Raw genomic sequence first — 19,300 nt, 5'->3', positions numbered from 1 at the left:
GCGTGATTATGCTCGGGTATTTTGCATGACTGATTTTCAGTAATCAAGTGACATCTGCAAAACGAATGAAGATGCTCAATCTTTTAGGATTATCAAGCTTAATTTTAATATTGATTATTCGAGGTTTATTATCTATGGCGAAACTATCGATGGATCTGTACAGGATCCTTTCGTGAAAACAGTGATGTCTTTTCTGAACTTTACCAAGTATCATCGTTCGATTTTATATTATCCAGGATTGGGGTTGTATTACTTCTGTTTTGAAGCTACTCTCAGAATACAAACGTAAAAGTAATAGTCCACTGATTAAATATTTTTAATTAAATCCTTAACCTAACAAAACTAAAAAAGCGACGAATGATTGTCGCTTTCTTTTTTACTTCAAAGCCAAGTCTAATTCCTAAACTCTAACTTCTAATTTTTATAAGATTAATAGTCTTTACTGCTTCTTTTTGGCTCTCTTGCTTCTGGCCATTTGGTCACAGCACCTTTATCATCATTCGGCATCACTCGTTTTTCACGGCTCGTGAATTCTGGATCTTCCGACGCCATATAAGCTAAAGTCGCTGTCAGGATCACATTATTTTTCAACTCATCAAAAACGATTTTGTCATAAGTATCTTTGGTCGTGTGCCAAGTGTAACCGAAATATCCCCAGTTAAGCGAACTCAAAGAAAATCCTGGAACTCCTGCTGCCACAAACGATGCGTGGTCGGAACCGCCACCTCCCGGCATTCCCGGAAAAGTACTTTTGATTTGGTCTTTCACTTTTTTAGGTGCTGCATCCAGCCATCTTCCGATATAAGCATAAGAATCTTTGAAACCCTGTCCACTGATATCTACTACTCTACCCGTTCCATTATCTTGATTGAAAACCGCCTGCACACCTTTGATGATTTCCGGATTATCAGCAACAAAACCTCTTGAACCATTCAGACCTTGTTCCTCACTTCCCCAAAGTCCAACAACAATGGTACGTTTTGGATTGGGATAATATTTTTTGAGGATTCTCATTGTTTCCAGCATTGTCAGAGTTCCTGTCCCGTTGTCAGTCGCACCTTGTGCGCCATCCCAGGAATCGAGATGAGCAGAAAGAATCACATATTCATTCGGTTTTTCCGAACCTTTTATCATTCCGATGGTGTTAAAGGATTTAGCTTCTGGTAAAACTTTGGATTGTGCATCTACTTTGATTCTCGGTTTTGCGCCTTTTTCTGCCATTCTATACAACATTCCGTAATCTTCTAAATCGATATCGAACATTGGAATTGATTTGGTCTTAGCTCCAAAAACACGATTGGTGCTGTGAATTCCTGTCCAGTTGGAAATCGCAAGTCCAGCAGCTCCTGCTTTTTCCAGAGCTTCTGGCAAGGTTGTATTATCATAACCGATTGTTTTGATATAATTTGCGAAATCTTTTTTAGCCTGCTCTTTTTCAGCTTTCAGTTTTTCATATAATTCTGGTGTTGCAAATTCTTTAATCTGTTCATCAGAACGACCGATTTTCTGATATTGAGCCATCAAAACAATTTTTCCTTTTGCAGAAGGCAACCATTTATCAAACTCCGCTTTGGAAGATACTTTTGGAAGAATTACGACTTCTGCTTCTACTGCTTTTTTAGTTGCCGGACTCCACGCTAATTGGGTTGCAGACAAGGTTTTGGTTCTTGGATAAACCAAATCTACGTGTGTAGTTCCACGCTGCCAACCTTTCCACGTTCCGAATTGCTGAAGATTAGCATCGATTCCCCAAGATTTCAGTTTATCAGCCGTATAATTGTTTGCAGCCAACATCTCAGGTGTTCCAACAAGACGCGGTCCGATGCCGTCCAAAAGTTCGAAAGCCATATTTTCCAACTGGGAATTATCATTGGCTTCATTAACAAAACTTTGAACGATTGGATTGAGTTTTTCTTCGGATTTGTTTTGAGCGTTGACTAAAGTGATTTGGGCTGCAAAGAAAACTGCAGACATTGCTAAAAATGAGTTTCTCTTCATATCTTTGATTTGATTCTGATAAAGATAAAGATTATCAATCATTGTTGCCCGATAAAAAGAATAAAACAGATTAAGAATTTAATGTTTAAGGGATCAAATAACAGGTCGCTCCTACGGAGCTTTGTTATTTGAGGTGTATATTTTTCTATTAGCAGAACGTCTCTTTGAGACTATATACAGCTTCCACAGGAGCATAACTGTTAATAGTTTAGAAGTATTATAAAAAATTAAAGCTCCGTAGGTGCGATCTGTTAATATCACGCTGATTTGGCTAATTTTCCAGATTTAATATTAAATAAAAATGTCATTCCATTGGCATCTAAAAGTTTCTTAGATTCCTATGGAATGACAAATATTATATTGGAAAAATACTCTTCTTCTATGGCGAAACTGCAGCCCTACTTGAGCGGAAATCCTTTTTTGCGTGTGCTTCAAGTTCTATTTAAACTGAAATCGTTTGCAAAAAAGATTGGGAGCGGAAGGCGGATTAAGCTGCCCTAATAATTTTTATTTTACGGATTGGTCGAGAAAATAGATGCATTAGCAATCATTGCTCTGCGGTTCATTTTCAGGATGTCTCTCACCCATTCTGCAAAATCTTCCGGCTGAAGAACTTTGTCTGGATTGCCATCTGTCAAACCGCCATTAATACTCATTTCTGAAGCTATCGTGCTTGGAGTCAGTGTAATCACACGGATATTCTGCTTTCTCCATTCCGCCAACATCGATTGCGAAAGTGAAACCACTGCTGCTTTTGAAGCCGCGTAGGCAGACATATTAGGTCCACCTTTCAATCCTGCTGTGGAAGCGACATTCACGATGTCACCTTGTCCTTTTTCTTTCAAAAATGGATAAACGGCTTTGGCTGTGTAATAAACACCAAAAAGATTGGTTTTGATAACTTGTTCCCAAGTCTCAGACGGCATCTCTTCAATAGAACCAAAATCACCAACTCCTGCATTATTAACCAGAATGTCGATTCCTCCTAATTCATTTGCAAGAGATTCGATTCCGGCTTTTACTTCCAGTTCGTTATCGACGTTGAAAACGGCGTAAGCGACTTTTACACCAGTTTCTTTCAGTTCGTTGGCTGCTATTTTAAGATAATTTTCGTTTCTTCCTGTGATCCCTATATTAACGCCTTCATTCGCTAATGCCTGAGCAACAGCTCTTCCAAGACCTCTTCCACCACCTGTGATGATGGCGTTTTTACCTTTTAAATTCATATTCTTTAATTTCGAGGCACAAATTTACCAAAGGATTGTTTAACAGCAATATTATAGGTTATGATTTAACATAAATTAATCATTGAAAAATTCTATTTAAAATAAAACCAGCCTACGAATAAGCTGGTTTTTGAAAGTAATATATAAAAATTGAAAATTAGTTTATGGAATAATAATCTGATCCTGCACTTCGAAATTTTCTGAAGCAGTAAACTCGTTTCCGTACATATCCTGTGCTTTTACCTCAACTTTATGCCTGCCTAAAGAAAGTTTATTTCCAAACCCTCCGATCCAGATGTGTTTTGACTGTTCAGGATTTGAAGGCCTTCTTCCCGGGAAAAGCTTGTCTGTAGCGTCCCATTTGAAAACAGCATTTGCAAAGTTCGGATCGATGGTTTCGCTGTATTCCATTTCCTCCCATTTTCCACCGTCAATTCGGTATTGTACTTTATCTTTTTTGCTTCCCATAAAGAAATTAGCCAAAATCTTGGCAGACGTTTTGGATGGGAAAGGAATTACTTTTGGAACGTACAGCTGAATCTGATGATCTTCAGGTTTTCCTGCCGTTTTGTATCTTACTTGATACTGATTATCATTAAAACTGATAAAAGAATATCCTTTTGCTGTACCATCTCTCATAGTGGAAGTCGGCAAACCGATTTCATCCGATGTCCCGGACCACCAATCGCCGCAAGTTGTTCCTACATTGTATTCATGAAGATCTTTTGAACCGTTCCAACCCTGAACTTTTCCGTAGAAAATCTGCTGTTGAATATGGGTATGCGCAGAAAGCAGTAAAGCATTTTTAAATGGTGTTAATGCATCAAATAATTTCTGGCGGTCTGCATTTCTGAAGTTATCTTCATTTGTATGGTCTAATGGAATGTGGAAGGAAACTACAACCAACTTGTTTTTATCTACATATTTTAAATCATTCTCTATAAATTGCATCTGATCTTCCCGGAAACCTCCCCAATAGCCCTTAGCGTCTCTAGGATCCGGATAAAGAATATCATCTAAGACAATGAAATGAACATTTCCGTAATTAAAAGAATAGTTGGCAGGACCAAAATTAGCTTCAAAAGTTTCGTCTGAAAGAGCATCTTCTTTGGCATCGTAATTCATATCATGATTTCCCATCACGTTGTACCACGGAAGACCTATTTCTTTCATTACGTCTGCATAAGGTTTCTGCAAACTCAAATTATCACCTACCAAATCTCCTAAAGTGATTCCGAAAACAGCATTATTTTTTGTAGATTTTACTTCGTTTACAATTGCTCTTTTGAAGTAGTCAAGCTGTTTTTCTGTGTAAGGCTGTGGATCACCAAAAACCAGAATATCAAAATTTTTGCTTTCGTTTTGTTTATACAATGCAAAATTTAATTCCTTTGGGAGTGTTCCCGTTGGTGCAGAACCTTTATATTTAAAATCTGTGGGGGAGCCATTCGGCTTGTACTGATAATAATATTGCGGTAAATTATTCTGATTTAAAGCAACCATATAACCCGATGGTTTGATCACGAAAATTGTTTGTCCATCTGTAATCGGCAGGCTATATTTTCCTTTTTTATCCGTCAAAACTACCTGCGCACCGTTGGAAACTGCTACTCCTGCGATTCCTTTTTCCTGGTTTTCTTTTTTCTGATTTTTATTAATATCTTCAAAAACGTATCCTGAAACCGATGTTTGAGAAAAAGCCATCGCAGAAATAAACAATGAAGGTATGATGAGTTTAAATTTCATTACAATTATATTTTAGATTAAAGATTATTGATTCCACCACATTTTTATGTTAATATTATCACCACCCATCTGCTGAACCGCTGCCTGATAATTTGTTGTATTCAGAACTCTGGGATTGGGAGGATACATTAACCTTGAAGGCATTATCCCATTGTTTAGAAGTCCCCCGTTATTTGGAAGTACCGGATAACCTGTTCTCCTTTTTTCGAACCACTGCTGCTGGTCTACAAAAAATAAAGCCACATATTTTTGAAGCATTATTCTTTCCAATGTTCCGTTGTAGGCTACATTCGGATTTGCAAAATAATTTGCAGGCATCGTTGATCCCCATTGCTCGATGGTTGCTTTTACCCCATTTTCGTAAAAAGTCTGAGCATTTCCGGAAATTATTCCTTTAAAAGCTAATTCTGAAAGAATAAACTGAACTTCTGCGTATGGTAAAATCAAGATATTCAAAGGTCCTTTTGCCAGATTCTGATTCATATTGGATGGCTGATAATTGAAAACAGTTCCGTAGGCATATCCTGAAGGTGCACCTTTGTATCCGATATTTGCCTGAGGAGGTACAAGATCTTTAGCCTGACTAAAAAACATTGACATACGAGGGTCGTTATTCGCTTTCAGTGTTTCTACAAAAAATTCTGAAGCTGCTCTTCCTGTTGTAAAATCTTGGGGTCTTGCAATCGGAGGCATAAGAGGCGCAGCTCCGGTGATGTTTACCTTGGCACTTTCTGCATTACTCAGAAAAATAGGATAGGTAGAAGGATTATTAATAATTTCCTGAATTCTTTCGTGTACGTTTATTTCCCCGTTTCTTTTCAGAATCCTTGTAAGCAGCCTTAAAGAAAGAGAATTCCCGAATTTTTTCCAGTTGCTGATTCCGTTTGTATCGTTTCCGGCATTGTAAAAAAGATCCGTTCCGGTAATGGGTTTTGTTGTAACAAATAGAGAGTTTGCTTTTTTCAGATCATCCAGTAATTGTATATAAATGTTTTTCTGCTGATCAAATTTTGGCTGGGAAATTCCTTCATCAAGTCTGGACGCCTCAGAAAAAGGCACATCACCATAAGTATCTGTAAGGTTAGAATAGATCCATGCGTTCAAGATCAGAGCAATTGCTTCATAATTCTTGTCATTACTTTCAACAGCTGCCTTTCTCATATCATAAACCTGCTTGATCCACTTGTAGCTATTGTTCCAAAAACCGGCACCTGTGTTTTCTGTAATATTGTATCTGCTCAGTGTGTTTCCTTCGTTAGGAAAATCCAGAGACACCTGCATGATATCAAAAGTAAAATCATTAGCCCTTAAGTATCCTACCGAAGCCATATTGTACTGAACAGGAGCTAAAAAACCCGAAACTTCCGGTTCATAGATTTTACTGTCGTCAAGATTTATTTCATCAAAGCTTCTGTCGCAGGAAGCTGCCGTAAAAGCTAAACCCGCCATAATGAAATATTTAAATATTGATTTTTTCATGTTTAAAAAAATTAGAATTTTACATTAAGTTGAAAGCCTACAGTCCTTGCGGTTGGCAATTGCCCCATCTCTACTCCGGGAGTAATTGTAGCATTATCCAATGTGGCAACCTCCGGATCAAACAATGGAAATTTCGTCCACATCCAAAGATTTTTTCCGAAAAGAGCAAGTGTAAGATCTGTTATTTTTAAAGGTTCCGTAATTGATCTTGGGAATGAATAAGAGATTCTCGCATCTCTTAATTTAATAAACGAAGTATCGAAAGTATTGGTTTCTACGTTTGCTCTTCTGTAATAATCACCATAATATGTTGAAGCTAAAATCCCTTTCGTATTAGGCGAATATGAACCGTCTGCATTCTGAACAACACCTTGCCCAATAATTAAACCTCCCGGATTGTCTCTTCCTTCCAGAGTGTGCATAAGTTTACCCTGCTCCGACATCTTATGATGCGATTGTGAATAAGCAACTCCTTTATACTGACCGTCGAACGAAAAGCTCAGGGTAATATTTTTGTATCTGAATTCATTCTGAAGACCTGCTCTCCATTTCGGAAATGCATTTCCTATCTTTTTCATCTGAGAGGGTTTTGCGGTAAGTCCGTCGGCTCCGTAAATAACCTGTCCATCCGGCGAGTACATAAGCCCATAACCATACATATCACCAATAGAACCTCCAACAACAGCGTTGTAATAAACCGCTCCGCCTACACTTCCCATCACATAAGGCTCTCCCTGAAATTCTTCAGGTAAGGAAAGAATTTCGTTTCTGTTCAGAGACCAGTTTGCAGAAATGTTCCATGAGAAATTTTTATTTTTTACAGGATAAGCATTCAGCATCATTTCTACCCCTCTGTTTCTGATTTCACCCGAGTTTATCACTCTTTGTGAATATCCGGTTTCCCATAGAACAGGTACATTCCTGATTATCTGGTCTACAGAATTACTCTGATATAGTGTAATATTATAGTTCAATCTGTTATTGAAAAGACTGACATCCATTCCTGCTTCAACATTGGTAATCATCTCGGGTCTCAGATTAGGATTCAGGAACTTGCTTGATAATTCAACTGACCCCGGAAACGATAAACTTGGATTGTAATAATTCTGAAGCTGATAAGGATTAGTATCATTTCCTACTTTTGACCATGAAGCCCTAAGCTTCCAGTAATTGAATTTATTGCTTTTAAGATTAAAAATATCTGAAAGAATAAATGATGATGCCACAGAAGGATAAAAATAAGAACGATTGGCTTTCGGGAGCGTACTGCTCCAGTCGTTTCTGGCTGTAACGTCTAAAAAGATCTTATCCTGATAGCTAAAAGTAGCTAAACCATATGCACTATTTACCTGTTTATCAAAAGGTGTCGGAATATCAAAACGTTGAGTCACGGCATTGGTGAGATTATACACACCAGCTTTTTTTAATCCTAAAGCAAAATAATCTTTGGTAACCTGCTCTTCATATTGTGAACCTCCTCCCAAAGTTGCTGAAAAATTAATTGCTCCGAATGTATTTTTATAGTTGATCATGAGATCATTATTGAAATTCAGTCCGTTTACATATTGTTCGCGATAATACCCTTGTAGGTAATTGGCCGAACTCCACGGTCTTCTTTGGGTACGTATTTCATCATTCCAAATCATTCCGGATCTCAATAGTACATCAAAATGTTTATTTATTTGATAGTTTAAACTGATATTTCCGGTGATGTTTTTCTTATTCAGACTATTGGTCATTTCATAAGCAATCAGGTACGGATTATCAATATATGAACTGAACGGATGAATCTGGTCCACCTGCTCCTGCCCCGTTTTCCAGATGGGCTTATACCATGCTAAATCTACATTTGGATTCTGGAAAATCATAAAGTAAGAAATAGACTGGTTATTATACCCTGTTGCAGGAAGATTATCACTCTTCGTCTGATTATACGATAATTTTACATTTGTTTTAAGCTTCTCATTGATTTTATGATCTACTGATACTGCTGCACTCCATCGGTTAAGTCCTGTATTAGGCATCATCCACTCATTATTAAGATAAGAAAGTGATGTTCTGAAAGCTGTCTTATCATTTGAGCTTTCTATTGAAAGATTATTGGAGTATGTTGTTCCAACTTCCCAAAAATCTTTGATATTATTTGTATAAGGTCTCCACGCCTGTCTTTCTTTGCTCTGCCCCTGAACGGTAGGATCATATTGAAAATAGCTCTGTCCACTAAATCTTGGACCGAAAGCACTGCTTGTAGAACCTGTATTTACCCCGTCAGCTGAAGCTTGGTAAGAATAAAAATATTCTCCCTGCTGGTTTTTCTGCATTGTTCCCTGCCCATATTCATACTGATAGTCCGGCCATTTTAATACAGAATCGAAACTTGTGTAAGAGTTCAAAGACACCTGAATTCTGCCCTGTTTAGTCTTCCCTGACTTTGTGGTAATCATGATTGCCCCCTTAGCTCCTCTGGAACCGTATAATGCAGCAGCTGTCGGCCCTTTCAGAACCGTAATACTTTCAATATCATCAGGATTTATACTGTTCAGGTCATTTCCGTAATCAATTGGTACATCACCTCCAGAGCCTGCACCATAAGCAGGTGTTCCTGTTCCAACGGTTCTGGAATTCATCGGAACTCCGTCTAAAACGATCAAAGCCTGGTCATCAAAACCATTCATCGAAACATCTCCTCTTAACGTAATTCTTGGAGTTGCTAATGGACCTGCACCTGCAGTCTGAATTTTCAATCCGGCAACTTTCCCTTCCAAAGCACCTGTCCAGTGGTTATTCTGGGTTCTCAAAAGCTGTTCGGAATTGATGGTTTCGGTAGAATATCCCAAAGCTTTATTCTGTCTTTTAATTCCTAAAGCCGTTACCACAACTTCATCAATGGTTTTCACCGTGTCTTTTTTCACCTGCTGTTGAGCCGCCATTTGGACGCTAACCAATCCGAGAATGGATAATAGAAGCAGTTTTTGAGTCTCTTTACGCATACATTTTTTTGTTTGCGCAAAATTATATCGCTATAATAAGCATAGCTTTAACACGATTTTAACATATTTTAAAGAATTTTTAAATAACATATTAATTTATGATTAACAACAACACATAAACTTTTAATAAACAGTTGTTTAAAAACATGAATGATTTTTAATGTTAATTCGCGACTTAATTTATCTAACTTTATTGTCTTTTCCCGATAAAATAAAGATACCCCACCACCACAAACATTTATTTGTTTAAAATTTCATTTATTTAGACAAAAAAAAATCTGCCCCAAGCAAGACAGATTTATATTTAGAATATTTGTAATTAAATTACTTCCCTTTCAGCTGATCTGGAATATTGGTTGTAATAAATCCGATTCCCTGAGATTTTAATTCGTTATAAATTTTTACATCATTTACCGTCCAGGAATTGGTGATTAGTCCTAAAGCTTTTGCTTCCTGGATCCAAGCCGGATTTTTCTGGAACACACTGTAATGATAATCCAATCCGTCCAAACCTTCATTTTTGATTTGATCAGGAGACAATTCTCCATTAAGATATTGTACTTTGAATTTTGGTTCAACTTTTTTAATTTCTTTACAAACATTCAAGCTAAAGGAAATGAATTCGCTTTGGGAGTCAAGCTTCATATCTTGCACCATCCTGATTGTTTTTGCCACAATCTCGTTTTCCTTTTCTTGTGATTTCACGGGCTTAATTTCGATAATCATCATTAAAGACGGATCTTTCTTTCCTTGTCTCAAATAATCTTTTAAAGTCGGTAACTTTTCACCATTCGAAAGCTTTAATTTCCTCAGATCCCTGAAATCGGTTTCTTCAATAATCATTTTACCGTGATGTTCATCGTGATTGATAACCAATTTCCCATCTTTCGTCATTCTGACATCGAATTCGGATCCGTAAATTTTTAATCTCTGAGCATTTTCTAAAGCTTTGATAGAGTTTTCAGACGTTTTCGGCTGTGTATTCCAAAAACCACGATGGGCAATAATCTGAGTTTGAGCGTTGATAAACATAGCCGTAACAAAGGTTAAACTACAAAATATTTTCTTCATTTTTATAAATTTTTAACATAAAGCGCACAAAGTTTTTTTGATTATTAAACAGTATTACAGCTTCACAAAGGCGTGAAACTTAACAAAGCTAAAAAAAATAAAATCTATGTGCCTATGGGGTTTCATTATTGAGCCAAATTACTCATTTTATTTTCAGTCTTTCTGCTTGTTTTAGTTATTTTTGCGTTAAATATTTCCCACAATGTCCGAAAACATTCAGCAAAAGATAGAATCTCTGAGAGAAGAACTTCATCAGCATAATTACAATTATTATGTTCTTGATAATAATACAATTTCTGATTTTGAATTTGATGAGAAATTGAAAGAACTTCAGGATTTGGAGGCAGCGCATCCGGAATTTTTTGATGCCAATTCTCCGACTTTGCGTGTTGGAGGTGGAATCACGAAGAATTTTCCAACCGTTCAACATCAATACAGGATGTATTCTTTGGACAATTCTTATGATTTTGATGACCTTGAAGATTGGGAAAAACGAATCATCAAAACCATTGATGAACCGGTTGAATTTGTTGCTGAATTAAAATATGACGGTGCTTCGATTTCCATTCTGTATGAAAATGGAAAATTATCTCAGGCTGTAACACGTGGCGATGGTTTTCAGGGCGATGAAATCACTAATAATGTGAGAACAATTTCCGATATCCCTTTGACTTTGAAAGGCGATTTTCCGAATCGATTTTTTATCCGAGGCGAAATTTATCTAACAAGAAAAAACTTTGATAAAATCAATAAAATCCGTGAGGAAGAAGGTTTGGATTTGTTTATGAATCCTAGAAATACTGCCAGCGGAAGTTTGAAAATGCAAGATTCGGGAGAGGTAAGAAAACGTGGACTTTCGGCAGTTTTGTATCAATATATTTCGGATGAATTCCCTGCAGATACGCATTGGGAAATCTTAGCAAAAGCCAAAAATTGGGGTTTCCGAGTTTCAGAAGACCAAGCGAAGTTGTGTAAAACATTGGATGAAGTAAAAGAATTCATCACGTTTTGGGACACGGAAAGACACAAATTACCTTTTGAAATTGACGGAATTGTTTTGAAAGTTAATTCATTGAAACAACAAAGACAGTTGGGTTTTACAGCCAAATCGCCACGTTGGGCAATGGCTTACAAATTCAAAGCAGAAAAAGTGGAAACGGAACTTTTAAGTGTTTCTTACCAAGTTGGAAGAACCGGAGCGATAACGCCTGTTGCCAATCTGAAACCAGTTTTGTTGGCCGGAACAACCGTAAAAAGAGCTTCTCTTCATAATGAAGATATCATCAAAAAATTGGATTTGCACGACCACGATTTTGTTTATGTAGAAAAAGGTGGCGAGATCATTCCGAAGATTGTTGGCGTGAACACAGAGAAACGAACGCTTCTACAAACGCCAATCGAATACATTAAAAATTGTCCTGAATGTGGAACCGAACTGGTAAAAATCGAAGACCAAGCGATTCATTTTTGTCCAAATGAATTGCATTGTCCGCCACAAGTTGTGGGAAGGATGATTCATTATGTTTCCAGAAAAGCGTTGAATATTGAGAATCTTGGTGGAGAGACTATCGAACAACTTTACAGAGAAAAACTCATTGAAAATCCTGCTGATTTTTATACTTTGACAAAAGAACAGCTTCTTCCACTCGAAAGAATGGCTGAAAAATCGGCTCAGAATATTTTGGACGGCATTGAAAAATCCAAAGAAGTTCCGTTTGAAAAAGTATTGTTCGGAATTGGTATCAAACACGTTGGGGAAACAGTTGCAAAGAAATTGGTAAAGAATTTTTCATCTATTGACGAATTGAAAAATGCAACCGCAGAAGAACTTTGTCAGGTTGAAGATATCGGAATGAAAATCGCAGTCAGCATCACACACTTTTTTCAGAATAGCGAAAATATCCTGATGATTGAACGTTTGAAATCTTATGGCGTTCAGTTAGAAAAAGGCGAAAATACGAATGAAGTTTTGTCTAATGTTTTGGAAGGAAAAACGTTCCTTTTCACTGGAAAATTATCGCTTTTCACAAGAGAACAGGCGGAAGAAATGGTGGAAAAACATAATGGAAAAAACATTTCTGCCGTTTCTAAAAACCTCAACTATCTGGTTGTTGGCGAAAAAGCCGGTAGCAAACTAAAAAAAGCGCAGGATATCGGAACGATTACTATTCTGGATGAACAGCAGTTTTTGGATTTGATTGGATAAAACTTAAAACAATAAAACCACAAAATACACAAAAATAAACACTTAAGTTTTTAAATTAATTTTGAGACTATAGAAAGGACACTAAGGTTTTAAAATCATAGATTTTATTTTTTAATTGTAAAACTTTTGTGACTTTTGTGGTTGATTTTCTAAATTTCTTTGATGACTTTACAAGGATTTCCCACGGCTAAAACATTAGCAGGAATATCTTTTACAACTACACTTCCAGCTCCAATGACTGCATTATCGCCAATTGTAACGCCAGGAAGAATGCTGCAACCAGCACCAATCCAAACGTTATTTCCAACTGTAATAGGAAGTGCATATTCCAAACCCTTGTTTCTGGTTTCTACATCTAGAGGATGATTTACGGTATAGAATCCACAGTTTGGGGCAATGAAAACATTATCTCCGAAAGTTACTTTGGCACAGTCGAGAATCACAACATTCACGTTGGTGTAGAAGTTTTCTCCGATTTCTATGTTATAACCATAATCGCAATAGAATGGTTGCTCTATCAGGAACATTTTCTCAGTTTTGCCGAAAAGTGTTTTGATAATGCCTTTTCGCTCCTTCATTTTAGAAGGCTGAATCTGATTGTAACGGAAGCACAAATCTTTGCTTCTTTGTCTTTCCTCTACCAAAGTTGCATCGCCTGCGTCGTATAATTCCCCAGAGAGCATTTTCTCTTTTTCGTTTAGATTATTCATTGTATTTTTACATTATGACAAAACAAAAATAATGGCTTTCCCACACATTATCAATACTGATTAATAACCATTTTAAACTTAAAATTAAATGAAAGTAATTCTATTATTTTTTTTCTTAATTAATATATCAGTTATATCACAAGATTTCAATTCTTTGGAAGAAGCTAATAAAAATCCTAAAAAAGTTAAAAATCTAGATTTATCAGATAAAAATCTAAATATCCTAGCAGAGGAAATTTCTGCTTATATTAATCTAGAAGAAATCGATTTGAGACATAATCCTAATTTAGATTTAGTTCAATCTTTTTCAATTCTCAAAAACAACAAAAAACTTAAAACGATTTATCTCCAAGAAAACAATCTTTCAGATTTACCAAATAATATTGCAGAACTTAAAAATCTCAAAGAAATTTGGTTGGATGATAACAATTTTACAGAAATTCCTAAAAGTATTTTAAATCTTAATCTTGTATATATAAGACTATTTGGTAATAAAATATCGAATCTAAATCTCAATGAATTTGATTTACCGAGATTAGAATCAATTGATTTAAGTTACAATAATTTAGTTGATTTTCCAACCGATTTATCAAAACTGAAAAATCTTAAATATGTAATTATGTGGTATAGTAAAGTTGAAAATATCTCTCCACAAATTATGAACTTAACAAATCTAAAAGTTTTAAATCTTGAAGGTAATAGAATAAAGTCTTTACCAAATGAATTATCACTATTACAAAATCTTGAGAAATTATCATTGAGGAATAACAAACTGGAAACAGAAAATTTAAAACCAATTTGGCAATTGACCAACCTAAAAGAATTAGAGATAGAAGGAAACAAAATCGCTGAAATACCTACAGAAATTTCAAATCTAAAAAAGCTTAATAGGCTTTCAATTGGCGTTAACCCTTTGAAAACTGTTCCAGTCAGTATCTCGCAACTATCCAATTTGGAACAATTAGGACTTGTTTCATTAAAAGATTTTAATTGGACTGAAACTTTCGGAATAATCTCAAAAATTAAAAGTTTAAAAAGAATTGGACTGCCGTCATCAGGATTATCAAAGATGCCACAAGGATTTGAAAAGTTAACTCAGGTAAAAACGTTTTGGTTAAACGGAAATAATTTTGATAAGTCAGAACAAGAGAGAATGAAGAATTTATTACCAAATGCAGAATTAGAATTCAAATAGTTTTCCAGTACCAAGATTTGCAAAATGAGAATGCAACCATTACCACACTAGTGATGGCTAGATAGCTTAATCCATATTTTCCATCTCTTTCAGATCTTTGTCCTTCATCTTTGCCTCAATTTTCTCTACTTTCAAGCTTTGTCTCAGGTAACCGAACAGGCTCATATACCAATTGGCAATCCACACGATTGAAAAAAACGCCAATAAATAGCCACGCCATCCATCATACAAGAGCTGGAAATTGGTTATCATCAAAAAGAGGATACTGATATAATGACTGAAGCAATATTCACAAGTGAAAAGGTAAAAGAATTTTCTTTTTGCGATAGATGGTGTATTGGTACATATTTTCTGACAATATTCTCTAGGCTCGCGAAATATTTCTTCGTGTGTGACCGTCCAGGCAATACACGCCACTGGAATGGCAATGAGAAACAAATGAATTATTTGGGATAACAATGGTAGCATAAGTTTGATTTTTAGTGGATTGTTTAGCAGTAAACAATAAAATCGATGCCAAAAAAAAACTCAGAACCAATAAAGGTTCTGAGTTTCCACAAATAACTATAAAATAAATATTAATGTACTGAGCTTAGGTCGATTTTCTCGCCTTTGCCTTTTCTTTCTCTCACGAACAATACAAACGGAATACATATCAGGAACATCAATCCCAAATAGAGAAAAACATCCATATATGATAATACTGTTGCCTGTTTTGTTACGCCATAATCAAGGATTTTATAAGCTGATTGAAGTGCTTTGTCCGCTGACATCCCTTTTGCCATAAAGCTGGCTTTGAGTCCTGCGATACGCTGCTGAACGTCCAAATCGTTAACATCCAAATGCGCGACAAGATTACTTCTGTAAAGTTGACTTCTATTGGCAATGAACGTTGTAATTGCTGCGATACCAAATGAACCACCCAACTGACGCATCATCCCAGTGAATGCTGCACCTTGTCCAATCTCAGGGCCTTTCAGTGTACTCAATGATAGTGATGTAATCGGGATGAATAATAACCCGAGTCCCATACCTCTAACAATCAGCATCCAGAAGAAAGCATCTTTCCCGGTGTCCGGCGTGATGATTTTGTAACCCCAGAAACTATAAATGAAGAATATTAATAATCCTAATGCTACCAACAACTGTTGCTTAACACCTTTGGTCAAAAGTTTTCCGATGATTGGCATCATAAAAGCAGTGGTCAACGCAGCAGGAATCATCAATGCACCGGACTGTAAAGCCGTCCACCCCAGAATACTCTGCGTGTAAAGCGGAACAATAAAGGTAGAGCCATACAAACCAAAGCCTAAAATAAAGGACATCACCGTACCAATTCTCAAATTACCATTTTTGAGAACCCGAAGTTCCACAATAGGATATTTGAAGGTTAGTTCCCGCCAGATAAAGAGTATAAAACCTACAACGGCAGTGATGGTTAGCACAACAATCGCTTTGCTGTCAAACCAATCGTCTTCGTGACCTCTTTCCAAAATATATTGTAAAGATCCTACAAACGCTGCCAACAGCGCAATCCCGAGCCAATCGACATCGGATGCTGACCTTTTTTCTGCATAACGCGGACTTTTGACAAACTGCAAAGTCAGTAATGTAGCGATAATCCCCAACGGAATATTGATGTAAAAAATAAACGGCCAGCTGTAGTTATCTACAATGTAACCACCCAACGGCGGCCCCAAAGTTGGACCAATAATAACACCCAAACCATAGATAGCCTGAGCCATACTTCTTTTCTCGATAGGGTAAGATTCTGTAATAATGGTTTGTGAAGTTACCAAAAGTGCTCCACCACCAATCCCTTGCATCAATCTGAAAAATACGAGTTCCCAAATGTTGGTCGCATTACCGCAGAGAAAAGAGAAAACTGTGAATATAATGATGGATGCAGCAAAGTAATTTCGGCGTCCAAACTGCTGAGACAGCCAGCTCGTCATCGGAACAATAATCACGTTTCCGATGGCGTAAGCGGTAATTACCCAGCCTACTTCGGACAACGTTGCCCCCAGATTACCTTTCATTTCGTTCAGTGCTACATTCACAATCGTGGAATCCACAATTTCCAGAAGCGCACAAACGATAGCGGTAATGGTAACAATTACCCTGCGAAATCCATATTCTACTAATGAATCGTCTTGCATAATTTCTGATTTGGGAGATGGAAGTTGGAGGATGGAGGTTTTAAAACTTCACATTTCCGACTTCCAGCTTCCTTATTTTTATTTTAATGAAACTACAGTTTGAACGTTCATTCCTACGCGAAGTTTCTTCATAATATCTTCATTAAGGTTGTCAAACGTAATCTTGATAGGCAATCTCTGAACTACTTTTACGAAGTTACCACTAGCGTTATCCGGAGGAAGCAATGCAAACGCAGAACCAGTAGCCGGAGAGAATGAACTGATTGTCCCTTGGAATTTCTGTCCCGGATAAGCATCAATCTCGATTTCTACTTTCTGACCTTCAACCATTTTCTCAACCTGAGTTTCTTTATAATTCGCAACAACCCATTTTTGGTTACTCAACACAATACTGAACAATTGTGAACCAGCTTGGATAAACTGACCTACCTGCACAGGGATTTTAGAAACATAACCATTTTCTTTAGCTGTAATCACAGTATAAGAAAGATTCAATTTTGCATTTTCTACATCTACTTGTCTTTGCTTCAATTGAGAATTGGCAACGCCGATATTTTGATAAGTTGCGTTAGATTGAGAAGTCACAACGCCTGTCTGAACACTCGCTTGATTCTTCTGGTCAGCTAAAACTTGTAATTGTTTTTGAGCTGTTTGATAAGCAGCAACTGCTTGCTCATATTGTTGTTGAGTGATAGAATGGTCTTTTACCAATTCTGAATATCTTTTCATATCCTGCTCTGTTCTCCAAACGTTTACTTTTGCTGCTTCGATTTGTGCATTAGCAGTCTGAACAGCCGCTCTGGAATTACCAATTCCTGATTTTGCAGCTTCTGAACCTGCCTGAGCTGAAGAAACGTTACTCTGAGCTGTTCCCAAAGCTGCTTCTGCCTGAGATAACGCCATAGATTGATCTCTGTTATCAAGGATAATTAATGTATCTCCTTTTTTAACAAATTGATTGTCTTTAACTTTAACTTCTGAGATATAACCAGAGATTTTAGAAATCACTGGGCTTACATCTGCTGCGATTTGAGCATCATCAGTTTCTTCGTGAGTCTGACTATATTGGTATTCTCTAACACCAAAGAAAGCAGCTCCTAAAACCGCAACCGCAACTACAACGTAGAATACAGGGCTCTTTTTCTTTTTAACAGGGATTTCTCCTTGTTCGAATTTTATATTGTCTTGTGCCATTTTATTTATAGTTTATATATAATTAGTTATTGATAATTCCAGTAGTTTGTAATAATTTTTTGTGAGCCAGCGCTGCATCCGCTTTAGAAGTAACCACATTAACGTTTGCTGTGATTCTCGCAGTATCAGCATCCAAAAGATTGGTAATGGTTTCTAAACCATTGTTATATTTATTAAGCGTGATTCTGTAATTTTCTTCCGCCTGCTCCAATGCTCTTTGATAAACATCGATTTTCTTGTGTGCATACAAGTCATTCTGATAATCACGTTTTACTTCTAATGTTACATTATCATTTAGCAAATCATTCGTTGCTGCCAATTCCTGTTCTTTGGCTTTCGATTGAACATAACTCGAATTCTTTTTCCAAATATTAGAAAGATTATATTGAATTCCAACACCCACGTTCACGGCATTTGTGATTGTCAAAAGTTTAGGAATATCCGCTGCAACGTAACCACCTGTGAAAGCTAACGAAGGAAGGTTTTCTGCTTTTGCAGATTTGGTTCCAAGCGCCGCTGCTTTTCTTTGATAATCTATTGCTTTCAAATCATTTCTGTTTTCTCTGGCTAAATTCAAATAATAATCATCCGGTTTCCCAAGGTCATCTGCTCCGATATAATTAGAATCAACCTCGATTTCTGTATTGTCAGGAAGTCCAAGAAGCAAATCCATATTGATATTGGCAATGTTGTAATTGTTCTCTGCTTCCATCAATTGTAATTCGATGTTAGAAGTCTGAAGCTGTGCTTTCAAACGGTCATTTCTTGCAATCACGCCATTGTTTTCTAATTTGAAGAAAGATTGGTCTCTTTTCTGTGAAGACGCCAAGTTTTCCTTCAACAATTTCACCACTTCATTTGCTTTGAAAAGATTATTGTAAGCCTGAGAAATATTGTACGCAATCGCGTTCTTGTCGTTTTCAGAAGTTAGTTTCGAAGCTTCAACAAGGTATTCCGCAGACTGGATTCCGTACTTGATTCTTCCTCCAGAATAGATTGGCACCGATAGATTAGCAGAACCATAAAGCACATTGCTCACTTTTGGTCCGCCTCCAGACATTCCTGCAATTTTCAAATCTACATTCGGTTCAAAAGGCAAATACAAATAACTTCCAGAAACCGTCAGTTCCGGTAACTGTCTATTTTTCGCTGCCAATAGATTGGCCGTAGATTCTTCTATTTTAGCTTGATCTATTTTTAGATTTTTGCTATTCGCTATTCCTAATTTCACAGCTTCTTCCAGACTCAAAACTCTTTTTTCCTGTGCAGAAACTGAGGCGAAAGTCATTATTAAGAATACTGTTGCAAAAAATTTATTCACTTTAG

The 19,300-nt window shown here is 36.7% G+C and carries 13 protein-coding genes; 2 read left to right on the top strand and 11 right to left on the bottom strand.

The window, feature by feature from the left end:
* Window positions 1-429 precede the first annotated feature (429 nt).
* From V7P73_RS03920 to V7P73_RS03895, 6 genes are all read right to left on the bottom strand, one after another.
* The gene (locus V7P73_RS03920) at window positions 430-1,998 is read right to left on the bottom strand and encodes a M20/M25/M40 family metallo-hydrolase (protein WP_333852120.1); all 1,569 of its coding nucleotides are present in this window, start codon (window positions 1,996-1,998) and stop codon (window positions 430-432) included.
* Window positions 1,999-2,510: 512 nt separating this feature from the next.
* A complete protein-coding gene (locus V7P73_RS03915; RefSeq protein ID WP_312763167.1) occupies window positions 2,511-3,224 on the bottom strand; it encodes a 3-ketoacyl-ACP reductase in 714 nt (237 codons plus the stop codon).
* Window positions 3,225-3,386: 162 nt separating this feature from the next.
* Window positions 3,387-4,970 carry a calcineurin-like phosphoesterase C-terminal domain-containing protein gene (locus tag V7P73_RS03910; RefSeq protein WP_333851653.1) on the bottom strand — a complete coding sequence of 528 codons (1,584 nt, stop codon included), beginning with the start codon at window positions 4,968-4,970 and terminating at the stop codon, window positions 3,387-3,389.
* Window positions 4,971-4,994: 24 nt separating this feature from the next.
* On the bottom strand, window positions 4,995-6,449 hold the full coding sequence (locus tag V7P73_RS03905) for a SusD/RagB family nutrient-binding outer membrane lipoprotein (protein ID WP_333851652.1): 1,455 nt from the start codon (window positions 6,447-6,449) through the stop codon (window positions 4,995-4,997).
* Between the two features lie 11 nt (window positions 6,450-6,460).
* Window positions 6,461-9,439 carry a SusC/RagA family TonB-linked outer membrane protein gene (locus V7P73_RS03900; protein WP_333851651.1) on the bottom strand — a complete coding sequence of 993 codons (2,979 nt, stop codon included), beginning with the start codon at window positions 9,437-9,439 and terminating at the stop codon, window positions 6,461-6,463.
* 324 nt (window positions 9,440-9,763) lie between these two features.
* Entirely contained in the window at window positions 9,764-10,510 is a 747-nt protein-coding gene (locus tag V7P73_RS03895) for a glycerophosphodiester phosphodiesterase family protein (RefSeq protein ID WP_333851650.1), read from the bottom strand.
* Window positions 10,511-10,712: 202 nt separating this feature from the next.
* Here V7P73_RS03895 and ligA point away from each other — a divergent pair, with 202 nt between their 5' ends.
* The gene (ligA, locus tag V7P73_RS03890; protein WP_333851649.1) at window positions 10,713-12,716 is read left to right on the top strand and encodes an NAD-dependent DNA ligase LigA; all 2,004 of its coding nucleotides are present in this window, start codon (window positions 10,713-10,715) and stop codon (window positions 12,714-12,716) included.
* Window positions 12,717-12,865: 149 nt separating this feature from the next.
* On the opposite strand, the gene V7P73_RS03885 is transcribed toward ligA, so the two are convergent.
* Window positions 12,866-13,426: a sugar O-acetyltransferase gene (locus V7P73_RS03885; RefSeq protein ID WP_333851648.1), complete on the bottom strand. Its 561-nt coding sequence runs from the start codon at window positions 13,424-13,426 to the stop codon at window positions 12,866-12,868.
* Window positions 13,427-13,514: 88 nt separating this feature from the next.
* On the opposite strand from V7P73_RS03885, the gene V7P73_RS03880 reads away from it, so the two are divergent.
* A complete protein-coding gene (locus tag V7P73_RS03880; RefSeq protein ID WP_333851647.1) occupies window positions 13,515-14,621 on the top strand; it encodes a leucine-rich repeat domain-containing protein in 1,107 nt (368 codons plus the stop codon).
* A 66-nt stretch (window positions 14,622-14,687) separates the two neighbouring features.
* Here V7P73_RS03880 and V7P73_RS03875 read toward each other — a convergent pair whose 3' ends face one another.
* The 4 genes from V7P73_RS03875 to V7P73_RS03860 form a co-directional block, all read right to left on the bottom strand.
* Window positions 14,688-15,089, bottom strand: coding sequence for a hypothetical protein (locus V7P73_RS03875; RefSeq protein WP_333851646.1), 402 nt, complete (start codon window positions 15,087-15,089; stop codon window positions 14,688-14,690).
* A gap of 110 nt (window positions 15,090-15,199) precedes the next feature.
* Window positions 15,200-16,780, bottom strand: coding sequence for a DHA2 family efflux MFS transporter permease subunit (locus V7P73_RS03870; RefSeq protein WP_333851645.1), 1,581 nt, complete (start codon window positions 16,778-16,780; stop codon window positions 15,200-15,202).
* Between the two features lie 78 nt (window positions 16,781-16,858).
* Window positions 16,859-17,974 carry an HlyD family secretion protein gene (locus V7P73_RS03865; protein WP_333851644.1) on the bottom strand — a complete coding sequence of 372 codons (1,116 nt, stop codon included), beginning with the start codon at window positions 17,972-17,974 and terminating at the stop codon, window positions 16,859-16,861.
* A 22-nt stretch (window positions 17,975-17,996) separates the two neighbouring features.
* Entirely contained in the window at window positions 17,997-19,295 is a 1,299-nt protein-coding gene (locus V7P73_RS03860) for a TolC family protein (protein ID WP_333851643.1), read from the bottom strand.
* Window positions 19,296-19,300: the final 5 nt, after the last annotated feature.

The organism is Epilithonimonas sp. (genome assembly GCF_036780765.1).
Lineage (GTDB): Bacteria > Bacteroidota > Bacteroidia > Flavobacteriales > Weeksellaceae > Epilithonimonas.
This window is presented reverse-complemented; position numbering and strand designations above follow the sequence as displayed.

What these genes read in the sequence shown, in the direction of transcription:
- V7P73_RS03905 (WP_333851652.1), bottom strand. Translation starts at nt 6,449, where the DNA reads ATGAAAAAATCAATATTTAAATATTTCATTATGGCGGGTTTAGCTTTT.
- V7P73_RS03895 (WP_333851650.1), bottom strand. Translation starts at nt 10,510, where the DNA reads ATGAAGAAAATATTTTGTAGTTTAACCTTTGTTACGGCTATGTTTATC.
- V7P73_RS03900 (WP_333851651.1), bottom strand. Translation starts at nt 9,439, where the DNA reads ATGCGTAAAGAGACTCAAAAACTGCTTCTATTATCCATTCTCGGATTG.
- V7P73_RS03910 (WP_333851653.1), bottom strand. Translation starts at nt 4,970, where the DNA reads ATGAAATTTAAACTCATCATACCTTCATTGTTTATTTCTGCGATGGCT.
- V7P73_RS03880 (WP_333851647.1), top strand. Translation starts at nt 13,515, where the DNA reads ATGAAAGTAATTCTATTATTTTTTTTCTTAATTAATATATCAGTTATA.
- V7P73_RS03920 (WP_333852120.1), bottom strand. Translation starts at nt 1,998, where the DNA reads ATGAAGAGAAACTCATTTTTAGCAATGTCTGCAGTTTTCTTTGCAGCC.
- V7P73_RS03885 (WP_333851648.1), bottom strand. Translation starts at nt 13,426, where the DNA reads ATGAATAATCTAAACGAAAAAGAGAAAATGCTCTCTGGGGAATTATAC.
- V7P73_RS03915 (WP_312763167.1), bottom strand. Translation starts at nt 3,224, where the DNA reads ATGAATTTAAAAGGTAAAAACGCCATCATCACAGGTGGTGGAAGAGGT.
- V7P73_RS03870 (WP_333851645.1), bottom strand. Translation starts at nt 16,780, where the DNA reads ATGCAAGACGATTCATTAGTAGAATATGGATTTCGCAGGGTAATTGTT.
- ligA (WP_333851649.1), top strand. Translation starts at nt 10,713, where the DNA reads ATGTCCGAAAACATTCAGCAAAAGATAGAATCTCTGAGAGAAGAACTT.
- V7P73_RS03875 (WP_333851646.1), bottom strand. Translation starts at nt 15,089, where the DNA reads ATGCTACCATTGTTATCCCAAATAATTCATTTGTTTCTCATTGCCATT.
- V7P73_RS03865 (WP_333851644.1), bottom strand. Translation starts at nt 17,974, where the DNA reads ATGGCACAAGACAATATAAAATTCGAACAAGGAGAAATCCCTGTTAAA.